The organism is Gilliamella sp. CG13, assembly GCF_046635805.1.
GTDB lineage: Bacteria > Pseudomonadota > Gammaproteobacteria > Enterobacterales > Orbaceae > Gilliamella > Gilliamella apicola_I.
Map to the genome: position 1 here is coordinate 18404 of NZ_JBIDFM010000007.1, position 25836 is coordinate 44239.

Below are 25836 nucleotides of genomic sequence, written 5' to 3' on the forward strand. Positions count from 1 at the left end.
ATCTATCTGGGGTAAACGTTGCCCCAGATACTACAATGTGAGGTTATTATGAGTGATTCTAAAGATTCAAGTTTGCTCGGTATCAAAGACATTGTATTTATGAATGTCATTGCGATACTGAGTTTACGACAAATTCCTAACGTTGCTCCTTATGGCGCATCAGCAATGGTGCTTTGGCTCATTGCGGCATTTTGTTTGTTTTTTCCATTAGCCATGGTGTGTGGTGAACTTTCAACAGGTTGGCCAAAAGATGGTGGGATATTTGTTTGGGTTAAAGAGGCATTTGGTAAACGTATCGCTTGGATTGTAGTGGTTTGTTTTTTATTTTCTTGTGTACTCTTCTTCCCATTAATGCTGCAATTTGGTTTTACGGCTATTGGCTATATGTTTAGTCCCGAATTGGCTCAAAATGAAGTATTCATTGGGGTGGGATCCATGGTGGTCTTCTGGATATTAACACTGATGAATATTCGGGGATTAAAATGGACTAAGATTATTAATAGCGTCAGTGCTTGGCTTGGTGTATTTATTCCTGCAGCCATTATCGTCTTGCTTGCGATTGTTTGGTTATTGACTGGTCATCCAATGGCAACCGATTATACGCATTTAAGTGATTGGATCCCTGATTTAGGCAGTTGGGATACGATTGTGTTTTTATCCAGTATGATGTTTGCGTTTGCTGGGCTTGAAGTGGCACCAATGATTGCTGGGCGTACACGTGATCCACAACGTGATTTTCCAAAAGCGATGGCTGTGTCAGCAATTGTTATTGTTGGTATTTATATGATTGGCTCTTGGGCTATCAATACATTATTACCAGCCGAAGATACCGATATTGTTGCTGGCGTTATGCAAGCGATGCAATCTGCTGCCAATGTATTACATATGCCTTGGTTATTACCTGTTATGGCAATATGTTTATTCTTTGGTGCGTTAGGACAAATTAACTCATGGTTAGTTGGGCCAATCTATATGCTACAAGAAGCCTCTAAAGAGGATAATTTGTTGGGTGAGCGTGTAGGTCGTTTACATCCGGTTTATCAAACACCGACATTTGCACTGGTTGTTCAAGCAATCATCGTTACTGTACTTTGCTTCTCAACATTTGTATCACCAAGTATTGCTGCAGCTTATTGGATGTTGACGGCGTTGACAACAATTTGCTATTTCATTCCTTACTTAGTGATGTTTATCGCTTACTATCGACTACGAGTGACTCAACCTGATGTACCACGTAGCTTTAAAATTCCGGGTAAAGTGTTACCAGTGGTATTACCCGCTTTAGGGTTCTTATCTACACTATTTGCTGTGATTTTAGTCTTTATACCACCAGCTCAAATCGATATGGGTGGATACGTTGAGTATATTGCTAAGATAGTTGGTGGCGCTGTACTTGCGATTGTATTAGCAGAATGGATATATCATCGTGCTCAAAAACGCAATCGTTTGCTCGAACAGTAAGGTATAGAGGAGTAAAGCATGTACAAACCCATATTGGAAATTGATTTACGCAAATTAAAAGAAAATGCCCGTGTTGAGAAAGACATTTTAGCTAAACACGGCATTGAAGTCATGGCTGTCAATAAAGTATTTGATGGCTGCGTCGAAACAGCGAAAGCTGTATTAGAGGGTGGTATTGATGTTATTGCTGAATCAAGAACTTACAATTTAAAAAAACTCAAAGAGGCATTAAATTGTAAAACGTGTTTATTACGTAGTCCTTGTTTAAGTGAAATCAGCGACGTGGTGAAATATGCGGATATTAGCTTAAATAGTGAAAAACAAGTCATAACGGCTTTATCTGATGAGGCCGTTAAACAGCGAAAGATTCACCAAGTATTGCTCATGGTGGATATGGGGGATTTACGAGAAGGTATCTGGTTTGAGCATCTTGATGACATTATTGATACCGTCAATCTTATTCTTTCGTTACCGGGTGTTGAGCTTTATGGGCTTGGCACCAACTTTAACTGCTATGGAACTGTTTTGCCTACGGTTAAAAATGGTGTTGATTTTTTACACATAGCACGCAAAGTAGAGGAAACTTGTGGCATTAAAATTAAATATTTATCTGCCGGTAATTGTACTAGTTACCATTTGTTAGATAAAGGTGTTTGGCCTAAAGGATTGAATCACATCAGAATAGGTGGTCTACATGAGTTTGGTATTGAATATGTCGATATGAAATATCTGGATGAATTTCATCATTCCAATAAACCTGTCGATAAAGCCTGTAGCGATATCTATAAGCTATATGCACAAATTATTGAACTCAATAGTAAGCCAACCGTGCCTGTAGGGGAGCTTGGAGTCGATGCCTTTTTAAATAGTAAAACCTTTGTCGATCATGGTACTCGTAAACGTGCACTACTTGCTTTTGGTCGTCAAGATGTGCCGGCTGAAAACTGTGTACCTATCGATGATAGTATTACGGTTTTGGGGCAAACCAGTGATCATACCATCGTTGATATTGAAGATGTGTTAGAAACACTGAAAGTAGGTGATATGATTGGTTTTGAACTCGATTACACAGCCTTACTTATGGCATGTCAAACGAATGGTGTAGAAAAACGGTTTATTTATTAATTCGTGTTAGCTGCTGGTTTCCAGCAGCTTTTTTACCTTACTAGGCGGTTTACATGGCAACATCTGAATATCAAGGAAGTTCCTATCCGAGTACCACTAGTTTAAAAAAGAATTTAAAAAATCGGCATCTGTTGATGATCTCTTTGGGTGGTTCGATTGGTACCGGATTATTTATTGGTATTGCTGCACCACTTAGCACGGTTGGTCCGCTAGGGACGATTATTGCTTATTTGATGGCTGGTTGTATTATGCTCTCCACCATGCTCTGTTTAGGTGAACTTTCATGCACATTTCCTCATGCCGGTTCTTTCCAGCACTATGCGTTAATGTTTATACCTAATCCCATTTGGAGCTATACTATAGGTTGGTTATATTGGTTAAGTTGGGTGCTGTCGATGGCGGCTGATTTAACGGCGGCATCAATTATTGCTCACCAATTTATCACTTCTATTCCTATTTATCTGTTTAGTCTAATTATTTTAATTGTTTTAACCTTTGTACATCTCACATCGGTACGAGCTTACGGCGAAAGTGAATACTGGTTTTCAACAATAAAAGTTCTGGCAATTATTGCTTTTATCGGGACAGGTATTTACTTGCTATATCATCAATATGCTGACACCCATGTGCTACCAACATTGAAAACAGAAAACGGATGGTTTCCTAACGGTTTTTCAGCGATTTTTGTCTGTATGACAATTGTCACTTACTCTTTTCAAGGCGTTGAATTGATAGGAAGTGCAGCAGGGGAAGCCCAATCACCACAAACCGTTTTACCTAAAATAATTACAGGTGTCGCTTTTAGAATCATCCTATTTTATGTTTTAGCAATTGCAGTTTTGGCACTTGTTTATCCCTATGGTAATGCACAAGAAGAGATAAGCCCTTTTGTTTGGGTATTTACGCAAGCAGGCATCAATTTTGCATCTTATGTCATGTTATTTGTCATTTTTTGCGCCGCTATATCGGCAGCTAATTCTGCAATTTATGCCAGTTCTAGAATGTTATGGTCAATGTCTCAGGATAATTTAGCACCAAAATATTTTGCAGAGGTAAATAGGCGGGGTGTGCCAACCAAAGGAATATTGTTTATATCCATTATTGCGCTGGTATCATTATTTTCAAAGTACATTGCTGCGGAAAAACTTTATCTTTATTTGGTTGCAGCGACAGGGCAGGTTGGATGTTTTGCTTGGATTATTATCGCTTGGTGTCAATTTCAGTTTCGTCAAGGGGTCAATAAGGGGAAATATCCGCAAGAGACCATTAAATTTAAATCGCCATTTTATCCATGGCTTGCGATCATTTCGATGGTGATTAATACGATTATCATTATTGGAGTTTGGTTTGGTGAATCCGGTTATTTTATTTTTATATCGGAATTGGTATTAATTATGATTATTATCAGTTCGTATTTTTTCTTCAAAAAAAGAAAATTAATTATGCCCCATACAAATGACTAAACTATTTGGTTAAATAAGGTTGGTGTAATCACTTACTACCGTAAACGTAGTAGTGATTACCGAGAAGATAACATCTGACCTTTGTCATTATCTAATATATTCAATGATCAGACTAATTAAGATTTAAAATTCCGGCGACGCCAGTAAATACGACTTGGGCAGCAATTGCTGAAATCAATAATCCGGTTAATTTTGATAAAATTGCAATTCCGGTATTTTTTAAAACTTTAGCGATGGTTTTAGAGCATAATAACATGGCATAAATACCACTTGATGCAATTAATAGTGATAACGCACCAATTAAATTTTGAATTAAACCATCTGAACTTGTCCCTAATACGATAATTGTACCAATTGATGCGGGGCCCATACAAAGTGGGATAGCCAAAGGGACAACACTAATATCATCATCGCTATTAATTTTATTTTTGTCAGGCGAATCGTTCATTAATGCCACTGCCGTTACAAAGAGTAATGCCCCCGATCCAATTCGAAATGCATCGAGAGTAAAGCCAAAAATACTAAACATCGCATTACCGAAAAAGAATAGCACAATGCCAATAATAAACACGGCACAAGACGTTTTACGTGCGGTTTTTCGGCGTGCTTGTTCATCATACTGTTTTGTACCACTCAAAAATGCACTTAATACAGCAGGTGGTGTCATTAATGCAAATAATTTTATTGTTGTGGCAAGAATCTCAACAAGATAGTTAGCCATAGTATTACCTTTTATTCGACCAAGATATTGCTTGAATTGTGTCAACGATAGCTGGTGGGAAAAAATATTGGTTACACATAAAAACGGTCACCTTAATGGTGACCATATTTAATTTAATCTATTTTAATCGTTTTTTATTGTTAATCAATAAAAACTAGTTTAGGCGCTCTTTAATACGAGCCGCTTTACCACGAAGTTCGCGTAAGTAGTAAAGTTTAGCTTGACGTACTTGACCACGACGTTTCACAGTAATTGAATCAACAATCGGTGAGTGAGTTTGGAATACTCTTTCAACACCTTCGCCATTCGAAATTTTACGTACTGTAAATGCAGAATGTAAACCACGATTGCGAATTGCAATAACCACACCTTCATATGCTTGAAGACGTTTTTTGTTACCTTCAACAACCCATACTTTTACTTCAACCGTATCACCCGGGCGAAAAGACGGGATGTCTTTTTTCATTTGTTCTTGTTCTAATTGCTGAATAATTGCATTTTTCATAATATTATCTCTTACTAGTTATACTGAAATCTTAATGGCTATGTTTATCCTGATATTCACGTTGAAACTCAGTGAGTAAACATTGCTCTTCATCAGTCAGAGCTAGATTTTCAAGAAGATCTTCTCTTCTTAACCAAGTTCGTCCAAGGGATTGTTTTAATCGCCAACGACGAATCGCTTCATGGTGACCAGACATTAACACGTCAGGCACCGCCATTCCATCTAACACCTCAGGTCTGGTATAGTGAGGACAATCAAGTAAACCGTTAGCAAAAGAGTCTTCTTCTGCTGATGATTCATGATTTAACACGCCGGGAATAAATCTTGCCAGTGCATCAATCATCGTCATTGCCGGTAATTCACCACCACTCAATACGTAATCTCCAATTGACCATTCTTCGTCAATCTCGGTTTGGATCACGCGTTCATCAATACCTTCGTAACGTCCACAAATCAAAATTAATTTTTGATTTTGTGACAATTCGCAAACGCCTTGTTGGTTCAATTTGCGCCCTTGTGGGGAAAGATAGATTACTTTTGTATTGTCACCTGCCACAGCTTTCGCTGCATGAATTGCATCCCTAAGGGGTTGTACCATCATTAACATACCCGGCCCACCGCCATAAGGTCTGTCATCGACAGTCTTATGCTTATCATGCGCAAAGTCGCGCGGATTCCAATAATTTACTGTTAACAGCCCATTTTTTACAGCTCGACCAGTTACGCCATAACAGGTAATGGCTTGAAACATTTCGGGAAAAAGGCTAATTACGCCAATCCACATAGTGTTACCTTACCAATTAAAAAGCAGGATCCCAATCGACCACAATCATTTTTGTTGTTAGATCAACTTGTTTAATAAATTGTTCTTCAACAAAAGGGATTAAACGTTCTGTTGCTCCAAATGCATCTTTTAGATTTGCTTTTACCACCAATACATCATTAGAGCCGGTCTCCATTAAATCAGTGACCTGACCTAAATCGTAACCGTTGACTGTTTTTACTCGGCACCCAATCAGATCTTTCCAATAAAAATCACCATGATTCAGTTCAGGCAAATTTTCAGCATCGACAAACACTTCAATGTTGGTTAATGCATTGGCTTGATCACGATCGTCAACACCTTTGAGTTTCACAATCATATCTTGATTATGGGGTTTAAAGCTTTCTACGATTACCTCTTGCCATTTTCCAGCTCGCTGGATATACCAAGGTGTGTAATCAAAAATACTATCCGGAAATTCTGTAAACGAAAAAATTCTGAGCCATCCACGAATGCCGTAGCTTGAACCAAGTTTACCAACAACAATGAAATTCTCAGTATTCATTTTACAGTGACTATCTATTACTTAATTAAGCAGCTTTTTGTGCTTGTTTGATCAATGAATTAACACGATCAGAAACAGTTGCACCTAAACCAACCCAATGATTTACGCGATCAAGATCTAAACGTAATTCTTCTGCTTTACCTTGTGCAATTGGATTAAAGAAACCAATGCGTTCGATAAAACGACCATCACGTGGGTTACGGCTATCAGTGACAACTACTTGATAAAAAGGGCGCTTTTTAGAGCCACCACGAGCTAAACGAATAGTTACCATAACATCCTCTTAAATTAAAAAATAATCTTTTTCCTGCCCAACATGGACAGAATCAAAGCCCCAGAATTATACTCCTTCTGGCAAAAAGTGCAATGACTGATTATGATTGATAGAGACAAGATAGTATATAATAGATTCAATTAAAAAATGAATAGACAAAATAGCATTCATTATCTGTTGTCACCCTCACCATGAATAACGCTAGAATAATTTATAATATTTTGGATATTAGCATCGATTATTTTTGACTTGGTTTGCGAGTAAATGCTCGCTTTAAAACACCAAAAAAACCTAATGATTTTACCATTTTGTCACCACCAATATAAACTCGGATTGCTCTTAATACGTCTTTAGGATTTTTTGAGGCAAAGGTAAAGGAGCCATTTTGTTTTGTGTGGATAGTATAACGTGGTATCCATTTTCCCCCAAATAAGACGGATGCAGAAACATATTTGACTTCTTGCCATGGGATTTGGATGTATTTACGTGCATCTCGCTGATGATAAAATTCCAACGCTTTATTTCCAATCATAATTTGTCCATACTCGGTAAAAGCTGTAAATGCGGTAGCTTTAACGGTTAGGTCTATTTTGGAGTTTAATGATTGAACCATTTATATGACTTCCATATTAATACTAAAGTTAATTTATTGTTTTTTTATAATGTGAACAGCCAAAACCTTTGGACTCAATTATTCAAATATTTATTGATAAAAGATAAAAAAGCATAATTTAAACAGTAAATTATGCTTTTTATCGATTACTTAAAGTTTGAACTTATAAAAGACCAATCACATGTCCTGCAATCCCGACAACAAAGAGTCCGAGGATTATTAAGATTGGTGATACTTTTTTACGTAATAACCACATGCATAAAAAGGTTAAAAGTAACGGAACCAGTCCTGGTATCAGTTGGTCTAAATTATTTTGTAGGGTGGTGACCTTTTCTTGAGTAAGGGATAACCCCGCTTGCATTTGTTGTAATGCGGTTTGAATGCCTTCTGAACCAGCTGGTAAGTGATTCCAATCAATAAAAGCACCGTCGCCCAATTTAACTTTTGAAACAACAGGTTGAAAATTAATTGATACCCACCTTTGCACCAAGGCCGCCAGAATAAACATCCCTAAAATGGAAGCACCTTTGGTAATTTTTTGCAATAAGCCACCCGATAAATTATCGGTGATTTTAGAACCTGTACGGTAACCAAACTCTTGGGTGTACCACATAAAACTCCAACGGATAATATTCCAAAGTAAAAAGAATAAAATTGGTCCCATAACATTGCCACTAAGTGCAAGTGATGCACCAAGCGCACCAAGCATTGGTCTTACCGTAAACCAGAACACGGGATCACCAACTCCGGCTAAAGGTCCCATCATCCCAACTTTTACACCTTGGATGGCAACATCATCAACTGCAGCGCCATTAGCACGTTCTTCTTCGAGAGCAAGCGTTACACCAAGAACCGGTGAAGCTAAATAAGGGTGAGTGTTAAAGAATTCTAAATGGCGTTTAAGTGCTGCTGAACGATCTTCTTTGGTGGTATAAAGTTTTTTTATTGCAGGGATCATTGAATAGACCCAACCACCATTTTGCATACGTTCATAATTCCAAGAACCTTGGAGAAAGGTTGAGCGCCAAGCAACCGCTAAACGATCTTTTTTGCATAATTGAATTTTATCAGTCATTTTTTTACTCCAAGTACTTAGTAATCATTTAAAATATCGTCAAGTGGATCACCTTTGCTTCCACCATTTGATGAATTGCCACGTTCTGAAAGGCTAAGATAAATCATTGCTAATGCAATACCTAATGCACCTAACGCAATAAGGGTTAATTGTGAGATAGCTGCAACCACAAAACCAATGATGAAGAATGGCCAAACTTCACGATTTGCCATCATATTAATTACCATGGCATAACCCACAGCAACGACCATACCACCACCAATTGCCATACCTGTTGTTAACCATTCAGGCATAGATTCTAATGCGCCTTTTACTGTTTCGGCTGGAATAAATAATAGCGCAGCTGCCGGAATGGCAATTCTTAAACCTTGTAAGCAGATACCTAATATTTGTAATAGTTCAATTTTACGGATATTACCTTCTTCTGCCGCTGCATCCATCATATGTACTAATGGTACAGCAATCGTTCGGACAATCATTGTTAAAAATAATCCTGCAACTGCTAAAGGAATGGCAATAGCAATAGCTGTTGTTACGCCTGCAGCACCTTGTCCACCTAAAACCAAAATAATGGACGAAGCAACAGAGGCTAAAGCCGCATCGGGTGCAACAGCTGCACCGATGTTAGCCCAACCTAGGGCTATCATTTGTAATGATCCACCCAGAACAACACCTGCTTCAAGATTACCGGTCACCAAACCAATTAATGAACAGGCAACTAATGGTTGATGAAATTGAAACTGATCTAAAATACCTTCCATTCCTGCCAGAAAGGCAATAACTATCACTAAAATGATAGCAACAATTGATAATGTCATAATATAACCTCTTGTATAAGTCCTAATTCTTTTGTGCTGCTAATTCTTCTTTCGCTTTTTTCAACAATTCATCCATATTACTATTAGAATCATTAGGTACTTTGCGAACATCAAATTTCACGTGTTTTTCTTTTAATTTTTCAAATGTTTCTACATCATCCGCATTCATTGACAGCACTTTATTTACCATTACTTTACCGACAGAGTGCGCCATTGAGCCAATATTAAGGGTATCAATGTCAACCCCGCCTTCAATAGTTCGTAATACATCTTGTGGGTTTTCGAATAGTAATAATGCCTTAGTATTGCCAAATCGTGGATCGCGCGAAACTTCGATGATTTTTTTAATCGGCACGACATTTGCTTTTACCCCCGGAGGAGCGGCTTCTTCGATCAGTTTTTTTCTTAATTCATCTTTCGATACTGAATCCGATACCACGATGATACGATTAGGATTGGTTGATTTTGTCCAAGCGGTGGCGACTTGACCATGTAATAAACGAGAGTCAACCCGAGCCAAGACAATTTTCATTTTACCATCACCTAGAACGGTGCCTTCAGGTATGGTATTCGTTTGTTGAGTAGCAGTGGTGCTTGCAGCCGGTGCTTCAACTGTTGCTTTAATTCCTTCTTTCGCTGATTCTAAGATTGCAACGGCAATTTCTTTAGCAGTTTCCATTGAAAAACGAGATGAATAAGCTTCAATAAGCATCGGTAGATTTAAACCTGCAACAATTGCCCAATTAGGGTGTTCACCACATAGATTATTTGCTTGATTAAATGGCGTGCCACCCCATAAATCAACTAAAAAAAGTACTTCATTTTGATCGTCGAAAGTTGCTATTGCGGCTAACATTCGTTCTTTTAAACTTTCAGGGCTATCACTCGGATGCAAGGTTACGGCTTGCACGTTTTCTTGCTCTCCAAAAATCATTGACCCAGATTGTAGAATCCCTTCTGCAAACTCACCATGAGTTGCTAGAATAATTCCTACCATACAACTACCTCCCAATTTTTATATTATATTCATAATATAAATGTCATAAATTTTTATCAAAAATTGATATTAAAAATTAACTATAAATAATATAGTCTGTAACTTTAAACAGGGCTGAAATTCGTGATATTAACGAACCAATATAAGTTTTATTTCGAATAGAATTATTGAAATAAATCCCCATTTTGTAAATAGCTTTTTGTATAAATAATCTGTTGTCCTTCATAAAATACAAAATGTTTAATCATAAAAAAGTTAAAGTCTTTTATCTGATAATTGAGTTGTGTCATTGGGTGTTAAAGTTTACTCATTGACAAATTTCAACTTCTTGACAGAACAATAAGATCGATAATCTTATTCATTAAGATTAGTTATTTTAACCATAATGACTTATTATGATATCTAAGATCAAGTTCATGACTAAACCACCGACCATTTAATACCTCAGAAATAAGCGTTTTTTTTATTTCTGGTGGGATAGATTGATCGTTATCCATTTCATCAAGCACATCACGGTAAGAAAAATGTTGTCTTCCCATATAAACTATAGCTTTTTCTTTGTCGGCATTGATATAGAGTAGTCCTTTATTCGCGTTATTATTTGTTATAGACCAATTATTCCAATAGACTAAATCGTTGCCATTAGGATCGCCGTTATAGATAAAATTATGAATATATTTTTTATAAATCTTGCTGAGTTGTTTAGCGCCTTGAGTTTTATAAGCATTTGCTATTAACCCATTATAATTTTCTGAATACGGATCCATCAGTGGTAAAAAAACACCATGAAAAGCACCATATAATCCCATTGGTAAGCCTACAATATTTTGATCTTCGCCGTATTTTATTTCCATACCATAAATTTTTGCTTTATAGAAAGGTGCCATTTTTTGGGCTGAGTCTGAAACATTAAATAAATCATATAATTTTCCGCCATATTTATTGGCGAATTGAAATGCTGTTAGCGTTTGTCCGCTTGGTATACCATGATTAAAGGATGCACTAAAATAAGCCGAAGATTTAGCGAATAATGAAAACTCACCCGTACCGGTCAGCATGATCAATGGCACAGAATGATATTGATGCGTATTAAACCCTTCTTTGGGGATCACATAGCCGTCGTTATATAAATGCGGAAAGACACTCATTCTGATTCCGGCATTATTCATTAGTGAAACCAATCTTTCAGAAGATAGGCTATACAAATATGCTTTGACATCGGGATGATTGGTTAACAGCCAATGATAAGCTTGTTCTTCAGTTGGCTTTATTTTATCTTCAACAGCAAGTGGGGCTATAGCTTTGGCAAAGACTTTAATGCTATCCTCTTTATTTGCAATGGTCATACCACCACTAAAAGAGATCGCTTTTTGAAATTTATCTTTAAAAATAGGTGAGATTAACATCGCCATCACATCTCGTCCACCCGCTGAAAAGCCAGAGACAGTGATATTGTGAGGATTTCCACCAAAATAGGTAATATTGTCTTTAATCCAATCCAATGATTTTGCCATATCCAATAACGCATAGTTACCCGAATCTTCGAGTTTATCACCCGTTTGCAAGGCAGGAAGCGGATTAAATCCGAGTGGCCCCAAACGATAATTGATTGAGATAAAAATTGCATCCAGATCGGTTACCATGCCGTTGCCTGTCATCTCTTCTGCTTTTCCGATTTGGTTGTTTCCACCGTGAATATAAACGAGAACTGGTAAATTTTTTTTATTATTATTCGGTCGATAGATATTGAGATTTAAACTATTATCTGAACCAATGATGTTATTTTCATTGAGCTGAAATGCGATAGGACTTGCTTGAGTTGCATCAAATATACCTTCCCATGGTTCAGGGTCAATCGGTTTTTTCCATCTTAGCTCCCCTGAGGGTGCTTTCGCATAAGGTATGCCTGTCCACACGAGAACGTTGTTGATGTTGTCGAGTTGACCTTTAACTAATCCAAATTGGGTTTTTATCAAAGTAGGATCCGAGATAGTGGATATCGTTGATAAATTGGAATTTGTTAAAAGCTGATGATTTTGACTATAGACAACCATTGGCGTTGATAGGATGAAAATACCAAGTATAGCGATATGAAATAGTGATCTCCTCATACAATGTCCTTGTGTGTCTTTCAAAAATTGAATAAAAAATTAATATCAGAAATTAGCGAGAAGTGTATACATCCATGAAAGAAGTGATGAATTTACGCTTAATCTTACTAAATCATATTATAATTATCTCAGTGCACTGTTATGCCTGTAATATTCTGTTTAAATAAATGGTACAGTTTTTATATTTCTCTATTATGTAATAGATTGTCAATAATCCTAATTTGAAAATTAGACATAGATCATAAAAACAGACCATTTATGTTTATTTTTTCTATAATTATCTTATCAACTCGCCGATAGTGCTTTTCTGATAAAACCATTATTTTCTGATAATAATTTTTTTGCTTGATTAACATCAAAGTGACCGAGAATCATTAAAATAGCTGTTTTACAGTGTCTATCACTCTGTTTAAGCGCTAACATTGCCGTTTGGCGGTCACATTCAGTTGCTTGCATGACAATGGATATTTGTCGCTCAATTAATTTAGCATTAGTGGCTTCGACATCGACCATTAAATTACCGTAAACTTTACCAATTTTGATCATGCTAGCTGTGGTTAACATATTAAGGACAAGTTTTTGTGCTGTTCCGGCTTTCATTCTTGATGAACCCGTTATCACTTCAGCTCCTACAATTGGTGTGATGGCGACGTCTGCCAGATCAATCATAGGGGCATTGGGGTTACAGCATAAACTTATCACTGTTGCGCCAATTGATTTAGCAAATTGCATACCACCTATAACGTAGGGAGTGCGACCACTTGCGGCAATACCAACTAAAATATCATTGGCTGAAAAGTGAATATTTTTCAAATCAGTTATTGCTAATTCAGGATTATCTTCGGCATTTTCAACGGCTTTAAAAATTGCCGTTTGACCACCAGCAATCAATCCGATGACTTGTTGAGGAGGGGTGCCATAGGTGGGTGGGCATTCACTTGCATCTAAAATACCAAGCCGACCTGAAGTGCCGGCACCGAGATAAATTAAACGACCGTGATTTAAAAAAGTTTGACTAATCACATCCACTGCTTTAGCGATATTTGCTAACTCTTTTTCAACAGCAACGGCAACATGCTTATCTTCATTATTGATGATTTTGAGTATATCGATCGTCGAACAGCTATCAATTTTTTCGCTGTATGGATTACGACTTTCAGTTAACATTTTTGATAGATTTATTGGTTGCATACTTTTTTAATCCTAGCCACAGTAAAAAGATGATAATTGCAAATAAAGCGCCGAAACTAACGCCAATTGTTATTATCGAGATCTTAAAAGATACAGCAACAGTATAAAGACCCAACATAACCATCATTGTAGTATATTCACTTAAATTTTGTACGGAAATGACACTGCCTGCACCAACGAGATCTTTACCCGTTTTTTGAATTAATGCATTTAAGGGTACTAAAAAGAATCCGCCTAACGCACCAATAACAATTAATAATACATAACAAGCAATAAGGTTGCTTTGTAAAGTGAATGCGATAACGGCAATGCCCATCATAATACCTGCCGGAATGCAACGTAACGTATTATTGATTGAGATCAGTAAGCTGGCTAATCCTGCTCCAATAACAATGCCGATAGCAACGACTGCATTTAGATTTGTTGGTGTTGCGATATCAGTAATATTTAAAACAGCTGGTACCCAAAGGATTAATAAAAATCGTAAGGTAACTCCCGCCCCCCAGAATAGACTTGTGCCTAATAAAGTATATAAAACAAGTTTATTATTGAGAATAATGTGAACGGTTTTACTAAAATCTTTTATCATACCCTTTATATTCCATTGAATATCTTTTCTGGCAGCAGGGAGTTTAGGAATAAAAATATTAGCAATAACAGCAAAACCATACATTAATACACATGCAAGTAAGGACGCACTGACATTCATATCGGCAAGATGTCCGCCAGCAAGTGAACCCAGTAAAATAGCCGCAATAGTGGATGCTTCTATCAATCCATTCGCTTTGACTAAATTATTACCTGAAGTCAGTTCGCCTAAAATGCCATATTTAGCAGGCGAATAACCCGCTGCACCAACACCTACTAAAAAATAGCCAATAAAAGGGCTGAAATTAAGACAGATACAGGCTGCGCCTAATAGCTTCATCGCATTTGAAATCATCATGACTTTTCCTTTAGACATACAGTCAGCAAATTGACCAACAAAAGGAGAAAGGATGATAAAAGGAATCACAAAACCGATTTGTAGTGCTGACTCACTCCATTCTGGGTACTGAAGTTTTCTGATATAGGCAAGAATAGCAAAGAATATTGCATTATCTGCAAATGCTGAAAAGAATTGCGCCAGCATGGTTGCCACCATGCCTTTGCTTAATAGTGAATTGTGGTTCATGTGATATCCTTATGCTATTCGTCAGCCATTTTTCGAAGGGTGATAAAGTCTATTTTTCCTGTTCCAAGAAGTGGAAGTTCTTTAACAACACGAATATCACGAGGAACGGCTAAAGCAGGAATACCAAGTTCTTGTGCTGTTTGACTTAGTTGTTCACGATCTAACTTGGTTGAAGTTGTGAAAAGTACAATTGCTTCCCCTTTTGCTGCATCAGCTTTTACTGTTGCACCATGCATTGCATCGGGATCCACTTTTTTAGCGAGTGCCTCTACACTCTCTAAAGAGACCATTTCACCTGCTATTTTGGCAAATCGTTTTAGTCGTCCTTTAATGGTGATAAAACCTTCATCATCAATTGAAACGATATCACCGGTATCGTACCAACCCTGTTCAGCTTCACCGTTTTCATCTATGGCGACAGGTGGTTCAAGGGTGCCTGGATTTTCAACGCGCAAATAACCTTTCATCACGTTTGGCCCTTTAACTTGTAACTCTCCTCCCTCACTAATGCCAGGTATATGAATTAACCGTGAAGTCATCCCCGGCAATAAACGACCAACTGTGCCATTTTTAAATGCCATAGGTACATTGAGGGCAACGACCGGTGCACATTCGGTGACGCCATAACCTTCTAAAATACGAATGCCATATTTATCTTTCCATAGTTCTCGTACTGGTTCTGATAATTTTTCAGCGCCAGCTACCACATAGCGTAAACGCATAAAATCAAATGGGTGGGCATAGCGAGCATAGTTAGCTAAAAAAGTTGGTGTACCAAATAGAACGGTACAATTTTGGTCATAAATAATTTCTGGTACCATTCGATAGTGTAAAGGGTTTGGATATAAAAATGTACGACTTCCTGAAAAAAGCGGTAAAAACAAACCAGCTGTGATACCAAAAGCATGGAACAACGGTAACGCAGACATAAATCGATCGGCTGGAGTAGGATCAATAACCGATCGAATTTGTTCAACATTAGCAAGTAGACTACCATGCGTATGCACAACCCCTTTAGGGTTACCCTCAGAGCCTGATGTAAAAAGAACAAGTGCTTCATCATCACTCGTTTGATTACATTCAACAAAACGTGGAATATATTGATTCACTGCCACATAGAGCTTATCTTTTAAAGTCAAACTACTGCGTAAATCTTCCAGAAAATACCACTTAATGCCTTTGATCTCATCTAAGAGATAATCGAGTTTACCTTTTTGAATAAATTTACGCGATGTGACAATGGATTTAATTTCGGCGGCAGTAATTGCACAGGTTAATCCCTTTGTACCAGCAGTATAATTAAGCATGGCAGGTACTCGATTTTTCACTAATAAACCGAAAATAGTCGCAACGGTGATTGTGGCATTGGGGAGTAAAACACCCACTCGTTCTTTTTTCTCGGTAATTTTTTCGATAATGCAACTTACACCAATAATTTGCTTAAGTAAATTACGATAAGATAATTCGGACGTTGTCGGGTCTTGTACTGTTCTTGATTTTGTCCCGTAGCGAACTTGTGCTTCAAGTAATGCTTCAAATAGTGTTAATTTAGGACGGCTTGCTAGACGAGCATTCATCATGATTTGATGCAATTTTTCACCCGCTATATAGCGTTTGTCTTTTGCTTTAGGCACATTTGGCATTGGAATTGTGGTCGGTTCAAGTACATGAATCGTTATTTTAGGAAATAAGCGACGTTTAAACAGTCCTTTTAGGCGGCTAGTTAATGTGAACTCTGCTCCTTCAATCCAGACTGGTACAATTGTTGCTTTCGATCGAGCCGCTACAAAAGCCGCTCCATCATAAATTTTCATTAATGACCCTGTTACGGTGATTCTTCCTTCAGGGAATATGACTATCGGACGTCCTTTTTCAATTTCGCGTACTAAGCGTTTAATCGCCATAGGATTAATCGGATCCATCGGCACAAAATCCACGTACCGTTTTGCTAAACGAACTAACCAGTGATCAATATAACCTGAATAAATGGCAAACACGGGTCTAACAGGTAAGAAAACACCGATTAGAAGACCATCAAGAAAGGAAACATGGTTAGGAGTGATAAGCAATCTTTCTTGCTTTAAGTTTTTTAGGTTACCATAAATTTTGACATGAAAAAGAAACTTTAAAATAACCCTTAATATATTGAATAACATCTTAATTCTCAATTTCCGTGCAAAATTGCACCTTGTCATAATAGTGAAAATAGAGGAAATACACAAGATATGTTGTTTATTTTGAATTTATTATGAATAATCTGAACATGATTAATGATTTTCTTTGGTTAGTTATCTAAAAGTTAGACAATGCCTATAAAAAACGTAAAATAAATCATAAAAAAAGGTCTGGAGTGAAAATGTTAATTTTATCCGCAAATGATATTCAACATGTTTATAGTATGAAAGATGCCATTGAGGCAGATAAACAAGCTTTAAAAATCTATACCCAAGGAGATAGTGAAGTGCCTTTACGTATCAATTTTGATATGCAGAAAGGGCAAAGTTTATTTATGCCCGCGCATATAAAAGGTAAGGATATCGTTGGCATTAAAATTGTGTCTGTATTTCCGGATAATCCTAAATTGGGTAAACCCTCCGTACCAGCGCAAGTGATGATGTTAGATCCTTTAACTGGGGAAGTTTGTGCCATTTTAGATGGTACTTTTGTAACTCAACTTCGTACAGGGGCGGTACAAGGTGCGGCAACCGATCTTTTAGCAAGAAAAAATGCTCGACGAGCAGTATTAATTGGAACAGGAGGTCAGGCAGTATCACAATTAGAAGCCATGTTAACCGTTCGGGATCTTACTGATGTAGCTATTTACGATATCGATGAACAAAAAGCGAAACAATTTACGGAAGCGATGAAAAAACACTTTTCACATTTTTCAGCCAATCTCTATTTTTCGCAAAATTTTGATGAAGACATTGGTCAAGCAGATATTATCACCTCAGTGACAACATCTAAAGTGGTCACATTTAATGGTGATATCGTTAAGCCTGGTACTCATATTAATGGTGTGGGTGCATATACCCCTGAAATGCATGAAATACCAAGTAATATTGTTGATAAAGCGGACATTCGTGTACTTGATACTAAAGAGGGCGTTTTTGCCGAAGCAGGGGATATTATTGATCCAATTAACCAGAAACGTGTATCCAAAAATGATTTTTTTGAGTTGGGTGAATTAGTTACTGATTCGCAAAAATGTCGCCAAAACGATGAGCAAATCACATTATTTAAAACGGTGGGAACAGCCGTTCTCGATGTTTATGTTGGATATGATATTTATCTAAAAGCAAAAGAAAAGGGTATTGGAACAAATATATAAGCTAAAGATTAGAAAGAATAGCTCATTTTAATTACAACGTTATTTAATAGCGTTAATACAAAGTGATGATATAACGGTATTAAAAATTAACTTTTTAGTTCTTCTTTCTGTGATCGTCCGAGTAAGGTCATTGCCGCTTGTTTAGGATCTTTATGCTCGTATAGTACTTTATAAATTTGTTCAGTGATTGGCATATCCACATGATATTGTTTTGCAAGTGTCCAAACTTCTTTAGTATTTTTAAATCCTTCGACAACTTGTGCGATAATATCTTGTGCTTCTTGAATAGATTTATTTTGTCCCAGCAAAATACCGAAACGTCGATTTCGTGATTGATTATCCGTACAGGTTAATACAAGATCACCAAGTCCAGCCATGCCCATAAACGTTGCAGGATCTGCACCAAGCGCTTCGCCCAATCGCATCATTTCAGCCAGTCCACGTGTGATTAACGCTGTTCTTGCATTCGCACCAAAACCCAGCCCATCAGACAATCCTGCTCCTATCGCAATCACATTTTTAATGGCGCCACCAAGTTGCACCCCAATAAAATCTTTACTGCTATAGACCCGAAAACTTTTACTACAATGAAATAAATTTTGTAACTCAGTTAAAAAATCATCATCCGTTGAAGCAACTGTTACCGCCGTTGGCAAACCTGAGGCAACTTCTTTAGCAAAAGTAGGGCCTGAAATGACAGCTAGGGGGATTTGATTGCCTAAAATTTCTCTGGCGACATCTTGCAATAAACGTCCGGTATTGACCTCAAGTCCTTTGGTTGCCCAAACAATTTTACTATCTTTGCGTAAATAGGGTTTTATTTGCTTTAAAATAGTACCAAAAGCATGGCTAGGTACCACTATGAGTAAGATTGGTGACGCTGAAACAGCTGTTTGCAGATCACTTTCAATGTGCAGTAATTCAGGAAAAGGAATATCAGGCAAAAATTGTTTATTTTGCCTGTCATGCTGTAAAGCCATCATTTTGTGTGAATTATGTCCCCACAATAATGTTTGATGACCATTACGTGCAAGTAAAATAGCTAAAGAGGTTCCGTAAGAACCTGCACCGATTACTGTGACAACAGCATGTTTTTCCATAATTAACCGTTAGATTTATCGTTCTAGATTAAATCACAATGATTATTGTAATGTTTCTGTTGATTCTTCTTCAACTGATTGTTGTTGCTGTTGAAGATAGTTCATAAATAACACGTCAAAGTTAACCGGTTCTAAATTAACTGGTGGGAAAGAACCTTTAATGACTAAGTTAGAAATTGTTTCTCGTGCATACGGGAATAAAATATTCGGACAGTAAGCACCTAAACAGTGTTGTAACTGTGCGTCATTGAATCCAACAAGTGAAAAAATACCTGCTTGCGTAACTTCACAAATATAGGCAACTTCGTCTTGTGATTTCATTGTTACTGTAATGCGTAATGCGACTTCATAAACATCATCATTTAAGGATTGAGATGATGTATTCAATTCAACATTCATGGCTGGTTGAAATTGTTTGGTAAAAACTTCAGGTACATTATTGGTTTCAAATGAAACATCTTTTGTATAAATACGTTGAATTGCAAATTGTGTTTCTGGTTGTTGTGTATTGTTTTGTTCTGTCATGATCTAACCTTATTTTAATATAGTTTTATTTTCTAACTAATGGTAAATTTTCGCCATTCCATCCTGCAATGCCATCTTTTAATGCAAAAACATTCAAGAAACCTTGTTTAACAAGTACTTCACCGATACCGGCTGATGATAGACCATTATCATCAACTAAAATAACAAAATTTTCTTTGTGTTTTTCAATAGAATTTGCACTCGCATTTTTGATATCAATGGGGAGTATATTCAGGGAATCGGTAATATGCCCCTTTTTGAAACTATCAGCTGATCGCAAATCAATGATTTTAGCATTTTGTTTATTAATCAGATTGATTGCTTGAGCATTATTAATGATTTTAACTTTTGATAACTTACTTTTGATGGTTAATACAATGATTGCAATAAAAAGTACAATCCAACCTAAAGAAAGTAAAATATGATTTTTAACAAAAGGTATAATTTCGAGTGTAATAAAGTCCATACTTTTATAATTACCTAGTTTTTCAATATAAGAAGAGATTATAGCGATATTATGCACTGAAATACAGTACCTATAAGAAAATCTTGTTGTTCCCCAAATTATCGAGCGTTAAATTGAGAAGATTCTTATTGAGTTTTTGATTATTACAAGGATGATTGAATGCGTGAACGACATCTTTTTAGCAAAATAAATGTGCAACGCCTTTTATTGGTGCATTCTAAGTGTTTTTATGCATTATTTTGGTGCATCAATGCTATTTGTGTTACTATTTAACCCGTAAATTCACTAGAAAAACGTGACTTAAAACTTGGCATCATATTTGCATAAAAGAAAATAACTTGGCAAGAATGCCTTACGAACTGAACAATTATTTGTCCTCAACGGAGAAGATACATGTCTATACAAAAAGTATTAACACTAATTAAAGAAAATGATGTTAAATTTGTCGATTTGCGTTTTACTGATACCAAAGGTAAAGAGCAACACGTTACGATACCCGTTAGTCAAATTGATGCTGACTTTTTTGAAGACGGTAAAATGTTTGACGGATCATCAATTGCTGGTTGGAAAGGGATTAATGAATCCGATATGGTCTTAATGCCAGATGCTTCAAGTGCTGTTATTGATCCATTTTTTGAAGATGTAACATTAAATCTCCGTTGTGATGTACTCGAACCTGCAACGCTACAAGGTTATGATCGTGATCCTCGTTCAATCGCAAAACGTGCTGAAGAGTTTTTAAAATCTTCAGGCATTGCTGATACTGTTATTTTTGGACCAGAACCCGAATTCTTTTTATTTGATGATGTTCGTTTTGGTTCACCGATGTCAGGTAGTTTTGTTCATATTGATGATATTGAAGCCGCTTGGAATTCAGGCACAAAATATGAAGAAGGTAACAAGGGTCATCGCCCAGGCGTAAAAGGCGGTTACTTCCCACTTCCTCCGGTTGATTCATCGCAAGATATCCGCTCAGAGATGTGTTTAATTATGGAACAACTTGGTTTAGTGGTTGAAGCTCATCACCATGAAGTGGCAACTGCAGGACAAAATGAAATTGCTTGTCGTTTCAATACATTAACTAAAAAAGCGGATGAAGTTCAAATTTATAAATATGTTGTGCAAAATGTAGCGCATATTTATGGTAAAACAGCGACATTTATGCCGAAACCGATGTTTGGCGATAATGGTTCAGGCATGCACTGCCATCAATCTTTAGCTAAAGATGGAGTTAACTTATTTGCCGGTGATAAATATGCTGGGCTTTCTGAAATGGCATTATTCTATATTGGCGGTATTATTAAACATGCTAAAGCTATCAATGCATTTACAAACCCTGCAACAAACTCATATAAACGTTTAGTACCGGGTTATGAAGCGCCTGTTATGCTTGCGTATTCTGCTCGTAACCGTTCTGCTTCAATTCGTATTCCGGTTGTGACTAGCCCGAAAGCACGCCGTATTGAAGTTCGTTTCCCTGATCCAGCAGGTAATCCATATTTATCATTTGCTGCGCAGTTAATGGCTGGTTTAGATGGTATTATTAACAAAATTCATCCTGGCGATGCAATGGATAAAAACTTATATGATTTACCACCGGAAGAATCTAAATTAATTCCACAAGTGGCCGGTTCACTTGAAGAAGCGCTTAATGCATTAGATGCTGATCGTGACTTCTTAACGCGTGGGAATGTCTTCACTAATGATACGATTGATGCGTATATTGATTTAAAACGTCAAGACGTTGATCGTGTACGTATGACACCACATCCAGTTGAATTTGAACTTTACTATAGTTTATAAATTTATCTAAAATTTAAACAGTTAATCCACCGTGTAAAGCGGTGGATTTTAATGAGGACGGAATACCGACGATGACATTTGATAGTGAATCTGATGCTGATCTTGTTCTCAACTCGATGATTACAAGTATTTTATTACTTGATAAAAATCTCAATATTGTTTACGCCAATACCGCTGCCCAACAGCTATTAGCACAAAGTCCCAAAAAGTTATTAGATAGTTATCTTCCTGATTTATTGAGTTACCATTCTTTAGATTTCGAGTTAATGCAAAGTTCGTTATCCAAAAATCAAGGTTTTACGGATACTGAAGTGAATTTGGTGGTGAATAATGAATTGCATATCTTATCGTTAACGGCACAACCCTTAAGTAATGAACAGATCTTAATTGAAATGGCGCCTTTAAATAATCATAAACGGTTAAGCCAAGAACAGTTACAACAAGCTCAACAAAGTGCTGCTCGTGAACTTGTGCGAGGGCTAGCACATGAAATTAAAAACCCATTAGGTGGGCTTCGAGGTGCCGCTCAATTATTATCACGAGAATTACCAAAAAATGAGTTGCAAGATTATACGCAAATTATTATTGAACAAGCAGATAGATTAAGAAATCTAGTAGATAGGTTATTAGGACCACAGCAACGCTTGCACCAAAAAGTACAAAATATTCATCAAGCGATTGAGCGAACTTATGCGTTATTATGCATCGAAAAACCATTAAATGTGACTATTTTACGGGATTATGATCCAAGTTTGCCAGAATTTATCCATGATTCAGAGCAGATCGAACAAGTTATTTTAAATATTGTGCGAAATGCTTTACAGGCTATCGGTACGAAAACAGGTACGATAACAATCAGAACGAGAACTGCCTTTCAAGTTACATTGCATGGACAACGTTATCGACTATGTGCACGTATTGATATTGAAGATAATGGACCGGGGGTACCTGTTCATATTCAAGATACACTTTTTTATCCTATGGTAAGCGGTTATGAAGGTGGGACAGGAATCGGTCTTTCTATTGCACATAATATTGTTGATCAACATCATGGTAAAATTGAATTTAATAGTTGGCCTGGACACACTGAATTTTCAGTCTATTTGCCAATCAAACAATGAGGTAATTTAAAATGAATGTTTGGGTTGTTGATGATGATAGTTCAATTCGTTGGGTATTAGAAAAAGCACTTACCAATGCGCATTTTAATTGTATTAGTTTTGCAAACGGTCAAGATGTGATCGAAGCTTTGACTAATCAACTACCCAAACCAGCTGTACTAATTTCTGATATCAAAATGCCTGGCATCGATGGTCTATCATTACTTAATTATATCAAAGCACAATTTCCCCATTTGCCTGTCATTATTATGACAGCGCATTCTGATCTAGATGCTGCTGTCAACGCTTACCAAAAAGGGGCTTTTGATTATATTCCCAAACCCTTTGATGTGGATGAAATGATTCAACTTGTTGAACGTGCTATTGCACAGTCTCAACATTTACAAGTACCAAATCATCAGCGTACTCATGTTACGGCAAAAGCATCAACAGGCATAATAGGTGAAGCACCTTCAATGCAAGAGGTATTTCGGATTATTGGACGCTTATCGAAATCTTCTATTAGTGTGCTGATTAATGGTGAATCAGGTACAGGTAAAGAGTTAGTCGCAAAAGCGTTGCATACTCATAGCCCTCGATCTCATTCACCTTTTATCGCACTTAATATGGCAGCGATTCCCAAAGATCTGATTGAATCTGAACTTTTTGGACACGAAAAAGGAGCGTTTACTGGGGCTGCACAAATCAGGCATGGACGATTTGAACAGGCTAATGGTGGAACCTTATTTTTAGATGAAATCGGTGATATGCCTCTTGATGTTCAAACACGGTTACTTCGAGTCCTTGCCGATGGACAATTTTATCGTATTGGTGGTTATTCCCCCGTAAAAGTTGATGTCAGAATTATTGCCGCAACGCATCAAGATTTAGAAGCAAGAGTGCGCGAAGGCAAATTTCGGGATGATTTGTTTCATCGCTTAAATGTAATCCGTATTTTATTGCCTCCTTTACGTGATCGTGCTCAAGATATTCCGAAACTTGCAGAGCATTTTTTATATACCACGGCTAAAGAGTTAGGCGTTGAAAGTAAAGTTTTTAGTCCCGAAGCGATGAGTGTTCTATGTAAATTTAATTGGCCGGGCAATGTAAGACAGCTTGAAAATACCTGTCGTTGGGTGACAGTCATGTCTTCTAGTAAAGAAATTTTAGTGCAAGATCTACCACCAGAGCTATTACAATTTCCGATGCCTAAAATTTCGGTTGGTCGTAATGATATAAGTTTGACATTAAACGACTCTCAAGTTGCAATGGATTGGCAATTTTTACTGGAACAATGGGCTAAACAATCGCTTGTCGCAGGAAAATCGGGCATTTTAACTGAGGCAGTGACAGAAGTAGAGCGTATTTTATTAAATTGCGCACTTAATTTTACCCGAGGACATAAACAAGAAGCAGCAAATTTATTAGGGTGGGGGCGTAATACTTTAACCAGAAAGTTAAAAGAGTTTTCAAATAAAAATGATAGTGATATTGGCTAATTGATCTATAAAATTTTGATATAACGCTATGTAAAGAAACGTTTTCTAATCATTTAACACTGACTTTAGATATTCTTTAAAGTTTATTGAACACGGAGTTGTTTTTAGATACAATTTAATGCAAATGAGAATTATTTATATTTGTGTTGTTTTTATCTGAACAATAATTAGGAGTTCATATGTATTCATTTATCAAAGTTAAAATTACAGTGCTGTTTGCTGTATTGCTGTTAGTTGTTGGGTGTGATAATAATCAGAATAACCAAAAACCAGATTATTCCGATATTAAGAAAGATGCTCTGGTAATTAAACACGCTCAAGGCGAAGCACTTTTTGGGTCTGTTCCCAAAAAAGTAGCTGTTTTTAACGTTGCAACTCTTGATATTATTGATGCATTGAATATTCCAGTCTCAGCTGTACCACAATCAAATGTCCATTTACCTGATTTCTTATCTAAATATAGTGATAAGTCCTATACTAACATTGGGACTTTGTTTGAGCCAAATTACGAAGTACTTAGCTCTATCAATCCTGACTTAATTATAGCAGGTGGACGAGCAACAGATGCCTATCCAAAATTGGAAAAATTAGCAGAAACAATCTCCTTAGATATTGATTCCAATAACTTCTTAGCGAGTTTAACTGAGCGAACTCGTCAATTAGGTTGGATTTTTGAAAAAGAGAAAGAAGCATCTAAATTGATTGAAGACTTTAATCAAAAAATTGACCAACTAAAATCGAAAACCAGTACAGCCGGTTCAGCATTAGTGATTATGATTAACGGTGGGAAAATGTCTGCATATGGCCCTAAATCACGTTTTGGATTTGTTTTTGATGTGTTAGGTTTCCAGCCAGCAACCACTTTCCAAGAAGCCGGTCGTCATGGGAATAGTGTTACTTCTGAATTCATTTTAAGTACTAATCCCGAATGGATATTTGTGTTAGATAGAGATAATGCCATTGGTAATAAAGAAGCCCAATCAGCACAACAAGTATTAAATAATGAATTAATTCAAAAAACGGCAGCATGGCAGCACAATCATATTGTTTATCTTGATTCAACATCGATGTATATCGCAGGCGGGATTCAAACGTATAGTCGTTTAATGGATCAAATAGCAGAAGCACTACAAGAATCATCGACTAATCAATAAAA

General features: G+C 36.8%; 24 protein-coding genes. 8 read left to right on the forward strand and 16 right to left on the reverse strand.

Translation table 11 applies throughout. The features are described from left to right. Positions 1 to 48: 48 nt before the first annotated feature. The 3 genes from ACGH6R_RS09475 to ACGH6R_RS09485 are packed head-to-tail and all read left to right on the forward strand — an operon-like array spanning position 49 to position 4049. Positions 49 to 1461 (forward strand): APC family permease, encoded by a 1413-nt coding sequence (locus tag ACGH6R_RS09475; RefSeq protein WP_065559712.1) that lies wholly within the window; start codon positions 49 to 51, stop codon positions 1459 to 1461. An 18-nt stretch (positions 1462 to 1479) separates the two neighbouring features. Next, positions 1480 to 2586: an alanine/ornithine racemase family PLP-dependent enzyme gene (locus ACGH6R_RS09480; protein ID WP_267380142.1), complete on the forward strand. Its 1107-nt coding sequence runs from the start codon at positions 1480 to 1482 to the stop codon at positions 2584 to 2586. A gap of 53 nt (positions 2587 to 2639) precedes the next feature. After that, complete coding sequence (locus ACGH6R_RS09485) at positions 2640 to 4049, forward strand: amino acid permease (protein WP_411599587.1); 1410 nt, start codon at positions 2640 to 2642, stop codon at positions 4047 to 4049. A 112-nt stretch (positions 4050 to 4161) separates the two neighbouring features. On the opposite strand, the gene ACGH6R_RS09490 is transcribed toward ACGH6R_RS09485, so the two are convergent. The 13 genes from ACGH6R_RS09490 to aas all read right to left on the reverse strand — a co-directional run bounded on the left by ACGH6R_RS09490 (position 4162) and on the right by aas (position 17012). Further along, complete coding sequence (locus tag ACGH6R_RS09490) at positions 4162 to 4770, reverse strand: MarC family protein (protein ID WP_411590354.1); 609 nt, start codon at positions 4768 to 4770, stop codon at positions 4162 to 4164. Between the two features lie 154 nt (positions 4771 to 4924). Then, on the reverse strand, positions 4925 to 5275 hold the full coding sequence (rplS, locus tag ACGH6R_RS09495) for a 50S ribosomal protein L19 (protein ID WP_034900792.1): 351 nt from the start codon (positions 5273 to 5275) through the stop codon (positions 4925 to 4927). Positions 5276 to 5306: 31 nt separating this feature from the next. Continuing rightward, a complete protein-coding gene (gene trmD / locus ACGH6R_RS09500; protein ID WP_411599588.1) occupies positions 5307 to 6059 on the reverse strand; it encodes a tRNA (guanosine(37)-N1)-methyltransferase TrmD in 753 nt (250 codons plus the stop codon). Between the two features lie 16 nt (positions 6060 to 6075). Next, positions 6076 to 6603 carry a ribosome maturation factor RimM gene (gene rimM / locus ACGH6R_RS09505; RefSeq protein WP_220215871.1) on the reverse strand — a complete coding sequence of 176 codons (528 nt, stop codon included), beginning with the start codon at positions 6601 to 6603 and terminating at the stop codon, positions 6076 to 6078. Positions 6604 to 6628: 25 nt separating this feature from the next. Then, positions 6629 to 6877 (reverse strand): 30S ribosomal protein S16, encoded by a 249-nt coding sequence (gene rpsP / locus ACGH6R_RS09510; RefSeq protein WP_065559705.1) that lies wholly within the window; start codon positions 6875 to 6877, stop codon positions 6629 to 6631. Positions 6878 to 7115: 238 nt separating this feature from the next. Then, entirely contained in the window at positions 7116 to 7490 is a 375-nt protein-coding gene (locus ACGH6R_RS09515; RefSeq protein WP_411599590.1) for a DUF956 family protein, read from the reverse strand. Between the two features lie 163 nt (positions 7491 to 7653). After that, on the reverse strand, positions 7654 to 8565 hold the full coding sequence (locus tag ACGH6R_RS09520; RefSeq protein ID WP_411599592.1) for a PTS system mannose/fructose/sorbose family transporter subunit IID: 912 nt from the start codon (positions 8563 to 8565) through the stop codon (positions 7654 to 7656). A 17-nt stretch (positions 8566 to 8582) separates the two neighbouring features. Next, a complete protein-coding gene (locus ACGH6R_RS09525) occupies positions 8583 to 9383 on the reverse strand; it encodes a PTS mannose/fructose/sorbose transporter subunit IIC (protein WP_411599593.1) in 801 nt (266 codons plus the stop codon). A 22-nt stretch (positions 9384 to 9405) separates the two neighbouring features. Continuing rightward, positions 9406 to 10380, reverse strand: coding sequence for a mannose/fructose/sorbose PTS transporter subunit IIA (locus ACGH6R_RS09530; protein ID WP_220215867.1), 975 nt, complete (start codon positions 10378 to 10380; stop codon positions 9406 to 9408). Positions 10381 to 10751: 371 nt separating this feature from the next. Beyond that, a complete protein-coding gene (locus ACGH6R_RS09535) occupies positions 10752 to 12491 on the reverse strand; it encodes a carboxylesterase family protein (RefSeq protein ID WP_411599595.1) in 1740 nt (579 codons plus the stop codon). A gap of 285 nt (positions 12492 to 12776) precedes the next feature. After that, complete coding sequence (gene murQ / locus ACGH6R_RS09540; RefSeq protein WP_411590365.1) at positions 12777 to 13682, reverse strand: N-acetylmuramic acid 6-phosphate etherase; 906 nt, start codon at positions 13680 to 13682, stop codon at positions 12777 to 12779. Further along, a complete protein-coding gene (gene lplT / locus ACGH6R_RS09545) occupies positions 13648 to 14856 on the reverse strand; it encodes a lysophospholipid transporter LplT (RefSeq protein ID WP_411599597.1) in 1209 nt (402 codons plus the stop codon). The genes murQ and lplT overlap by 35 nt, the downstream gene beginning before the upstream one ends. A gap of 14 nt (positions 14857 to 14870) precedes the next feature. Beyond that, entirely contained in the window at positions 14871 to 17012 is a 2142-nt protein-coding gene (gene aas, locus ACGH6R_RS09550) for a bifunctional acyl-ACP--phospholipid O-acyltransferase/long-chain-fatty-acid--ACP ligase (protein WP_267351999.1), read from the reverse strand. 200 nt (positions 17013 to 17212) lie between these two features. Between aas and ACGH6R_RS09555 the strand changes: the two genes are divergently transcribed. After that, complete coding sequence (locus ACGH6R_RS09555) at positions 17213 to 18187, forward strand: ornithine cyclodeaminase family protein (RefSeq protein WP_411599599.1); 975 nt, start codon at positions 17213 to 17215, stop codon at positions 18185 to 18187. A gap of 86 nt (positions 18188 to 18273) precedes the next feature. On the opposite strand, the gene gpsA is transcribed toward ACGH6R_RS09555, so the two are convergent. The 3 genes from gpsA to ACGH6R_RS09570 are packed head-to-tail and all read right to left on the reverse strand — an operon-like array spanning position 18274 to position 20278. Then, positions 18274 to 19290: an NAD(P)H-dependent glycerol-3-phosphate dehydrogenase gene (gene gpsA, locus ACGH6R_RS09560; protein ID WP_370632180.1), complete on the reverse strand. Its 1017-nt coding sequence runs from the start codon at positions 19288 to 19290 to the stop codon at positions 18274 to 18276. Positions 19291 to 19329: 39 nt separating this feature from the next. Then, positions 19330 to 19812, reverse strand: coding sequence for a protein-export chaperone SecB (secB, locus tag ACGH6R_RS09565; RefSeq protein ID WP_220215860.1), 483 nt, complete (start codon positions 19810 to 19812; stop codon positions 19330 to 19332). A gap of 25 nt (positions 19813 to 19837) precedes the next feature. Continuing rightward, the gene (locus ACGH6R_RS09570) at positions 19838 to 20278 is read right to left on the reverse strand and encodes a rhodanese-like domain-containing protein (RefSeq protein ID WP_065559726.1); all 441 of its coding nucleotides are present in this window, start codon (positions 20276 to 20278) and stop codon (positions 19838 to 19840) included. A gap of 393 nt (positions 20279 to 20671) precedes the next feature. On the opposite strand from ACGH6R_RS09570, the gene glnA reads away from it, so the two are divergent. The 4 genes from glnA (at position 20672) to ACGH6R_RS09590 (ending at position 25834) form a co-directional block, all read left to right on the forward strand. Beyond that, the gene (gene glnA, locus ACGH6R_RS09575; RefSeq protein WP_267360734.1) at positions 20672 to 22081 is read left to right on the forward strand and encodes a glutamate--ammonia ligase; all 1410 of its coding nucleotides are present in this window, start codon (positions 20672 to 20674) and stop codon (positions 22079 to 22081) included. Between the two features lie 71 nt (positions 22082 to 22152). Beyond that, positions 22153 to 23202, forward strand: a complete 1050-nt coding sequence (glnL, locus tag ACGH6R_RS09580; protein WP_065559691.1) for a nitrogen regulation protein NR(II) — start codon at positions 22153 to 22155, stop codon at positions 23200 to 23202. An 11-nt stretch (positions 23203 to 23213) separates the two neighbouring features. After that, positions 23214 to 24680 (forward strand): nitrogen regulation protein NR(I), encoded by a 1467-nt coding sequence (gene glnG, locus ACGH6R_RS09585; protein ID WP_220215857.1) that lies wholly within the window; start codon positions 23214 to 23216, stop codon positions 24678 to 24680. 179 nt (positions 24681 to 24859) lie between these two features. After that, complete coding sequence (locus ACGH6R_RS09590) at positions 24860 to 25834, forward strand: siderophore ABC transporter substrate-binding protein (protein ID WP_411599601.1); 975 nt, start codon at positions 24860 to 24862, stop codon at positions 25832 to 25834. Positions 25835 to 25836: the final 2 nt, after the last annotated feature.

Excerpts from the sequence above, each read along its gene's own strand:
- ACGH6R_RS09475 (WP_065559712.1), top strand. The coding sequence starts at position 49 with ATGAGTGATTCTAAAGATTCAAGTTTGCTCGGTATCAAAGACATTGTA.
- ACGH6R_RS09480 (WP_267380142.1), top strand. The coding sequence starts at position 1,480 with ATGTACAAACCCATATTGGAAATTGATTTACGCAAATTAAAAGAAAAT.
- ACGH6R_RS09485 (WP_411599587.1), top strand. The coding sequence starts at position 2,640 with ATGGCAACATCTGAATATCAAGGAAGTTCCTATCCGAGTACCACTAGT.
- ACGH6R_RS09490 (WP_411590354.1), bottom strand. The coding sequence starts at position 4,770 with ATGGCTAACTATCTTGTTGAGATTCTTGCCACAACAATAAAATTATTT.
- rplS (WP_034900792.1), bottom strand. The coding sequence starts at position 5,275 with ATGAAAAATGCAATTATTCAGCAATTAGAACAAGAACAAATGAAAAAA.
- trmD (WP_411599588.1), bottom strand. The coding sequence starts at position 6,059 with ATGTGGATTGGCGTAATTAGCCTTTTTCCCGAAATGTTTCAAGCCATT.
- rimM (WP_220215871.1), bottom strand. The coding sequence starts at position 6,603 with ATGAATACTGAGAATTTCATTGTTGTTGGTAAACTTGGTTCAAGCTAC.
- rpsP (WP_065559705.1), bottom strand. The coding sequence starts at position 6,877 with ATGGTAACTATTCGTTTAGCTCGTGGTGGCTCTAAAAAGCGCCCTTTT.
- ACGH6R_RS09515 (WP_411599590.1), bottom strand. The coding sequence starts at position 7,490 with ATGGTTCAATCATTAAACTCCAAAATAGACCTAACCGTTAAAGCTACC.
- ACGH6R_RS09520 (WP_411599592.1), bottom strand. The coding sequence starts at position 8,565 with ATGACTGATAAAATTCAATTATGCAAAAAAGATCGTTTAGCGGTTGCT.
- ACGH6R_RS09525 (WP_411599593.1), bottom strand. The coding sequence starts at position 9,383 with ATGACATTATCAATTGTTGCTATCATTTTAGTGATAGTTATTGCCTTT.
- ACGH6R_RS09530 (WP_220215867.1), bottom strand. The coding sequence starts at position 10,380 with ATGGTAGGAATTATTCTAGCAACTCATGGTGAGTTTGCAGAAGGGATT.
- ACGH6R_RS09535 (WP_411599595.1), bottom strand. The coding sequence starts at position 12,491 with ATGAGGAGATCACTATTTCATATCGCTATACTTGGTATTTTCATCCTA.
- murQ (WP_411590365.1), bottom strand. The coding sequence starts at position 13,682 with ATGCAACCAATAAATCTATCAAAAATGTTAACTGAAAGTCGTAATCCA.
- lplT (WP_411599597.1), bottom strand. The coding sequence starts at position 14,856 with ATGAACCACAATTCACTATTAAGCAAAGGCATGGTGGCAACCATGCTG.
- aas (WP_267351999.1), bottom strand. The coding sequence starts at position 17,012 with ATGTTATTCAATATATTAAGGGTTATTTTAAAGTTTCTTTTTCATGTC.
- ACGH6R_RS09555 (WP_411599599.1), top strand. The coding sequence starts at position 17,213 with ATGTTAATTTTATCCGCAAATGATATTCAACATGTTTATAGTATGAAA.
- secB (WP_220215860.1), bottom strand. The coding sequence starts at position 19,812 with ATGACAGAACAAAACAATACACAACAACCAGAAACACAATTTGCAATT.
- ACGH6R_RS09570 (WP_065559726.1), bottom strand. The coding sequence starts at position 20,278 with ATGGACTTTATTACACTCGAAATTATACCTTTTGTTAAAAATCATATT.
- glnA (WP_267360734.1), top strand. The coding sequence starts at position 20,672 with ATGTCTATACAAAAAGTATTAACACTAATTAAAGAAAATGATGTTAAA.
- glnL (WP_065559691.1), top strand. The coding sequence starts at position 22,153 with ATGACATTTGATAGTGAATCTGATGCTGATCTTGTTCTCAACTCGATG.
- glnG (WP_220215857.1), top strand. The coding sequence starts at position 23,214 with ATGAATGTTTGGGTTGTTGATGATGATAGTTCAATTCGTTGGGTATTA.
- ACGH6R_RS09590 (WP_411599601.1), top strand. The coding sequence starts at position 24,860 with ATGTATTCATTTATCAAAGTTAAAATTACAGTGCTGTTTGCTGTATTG.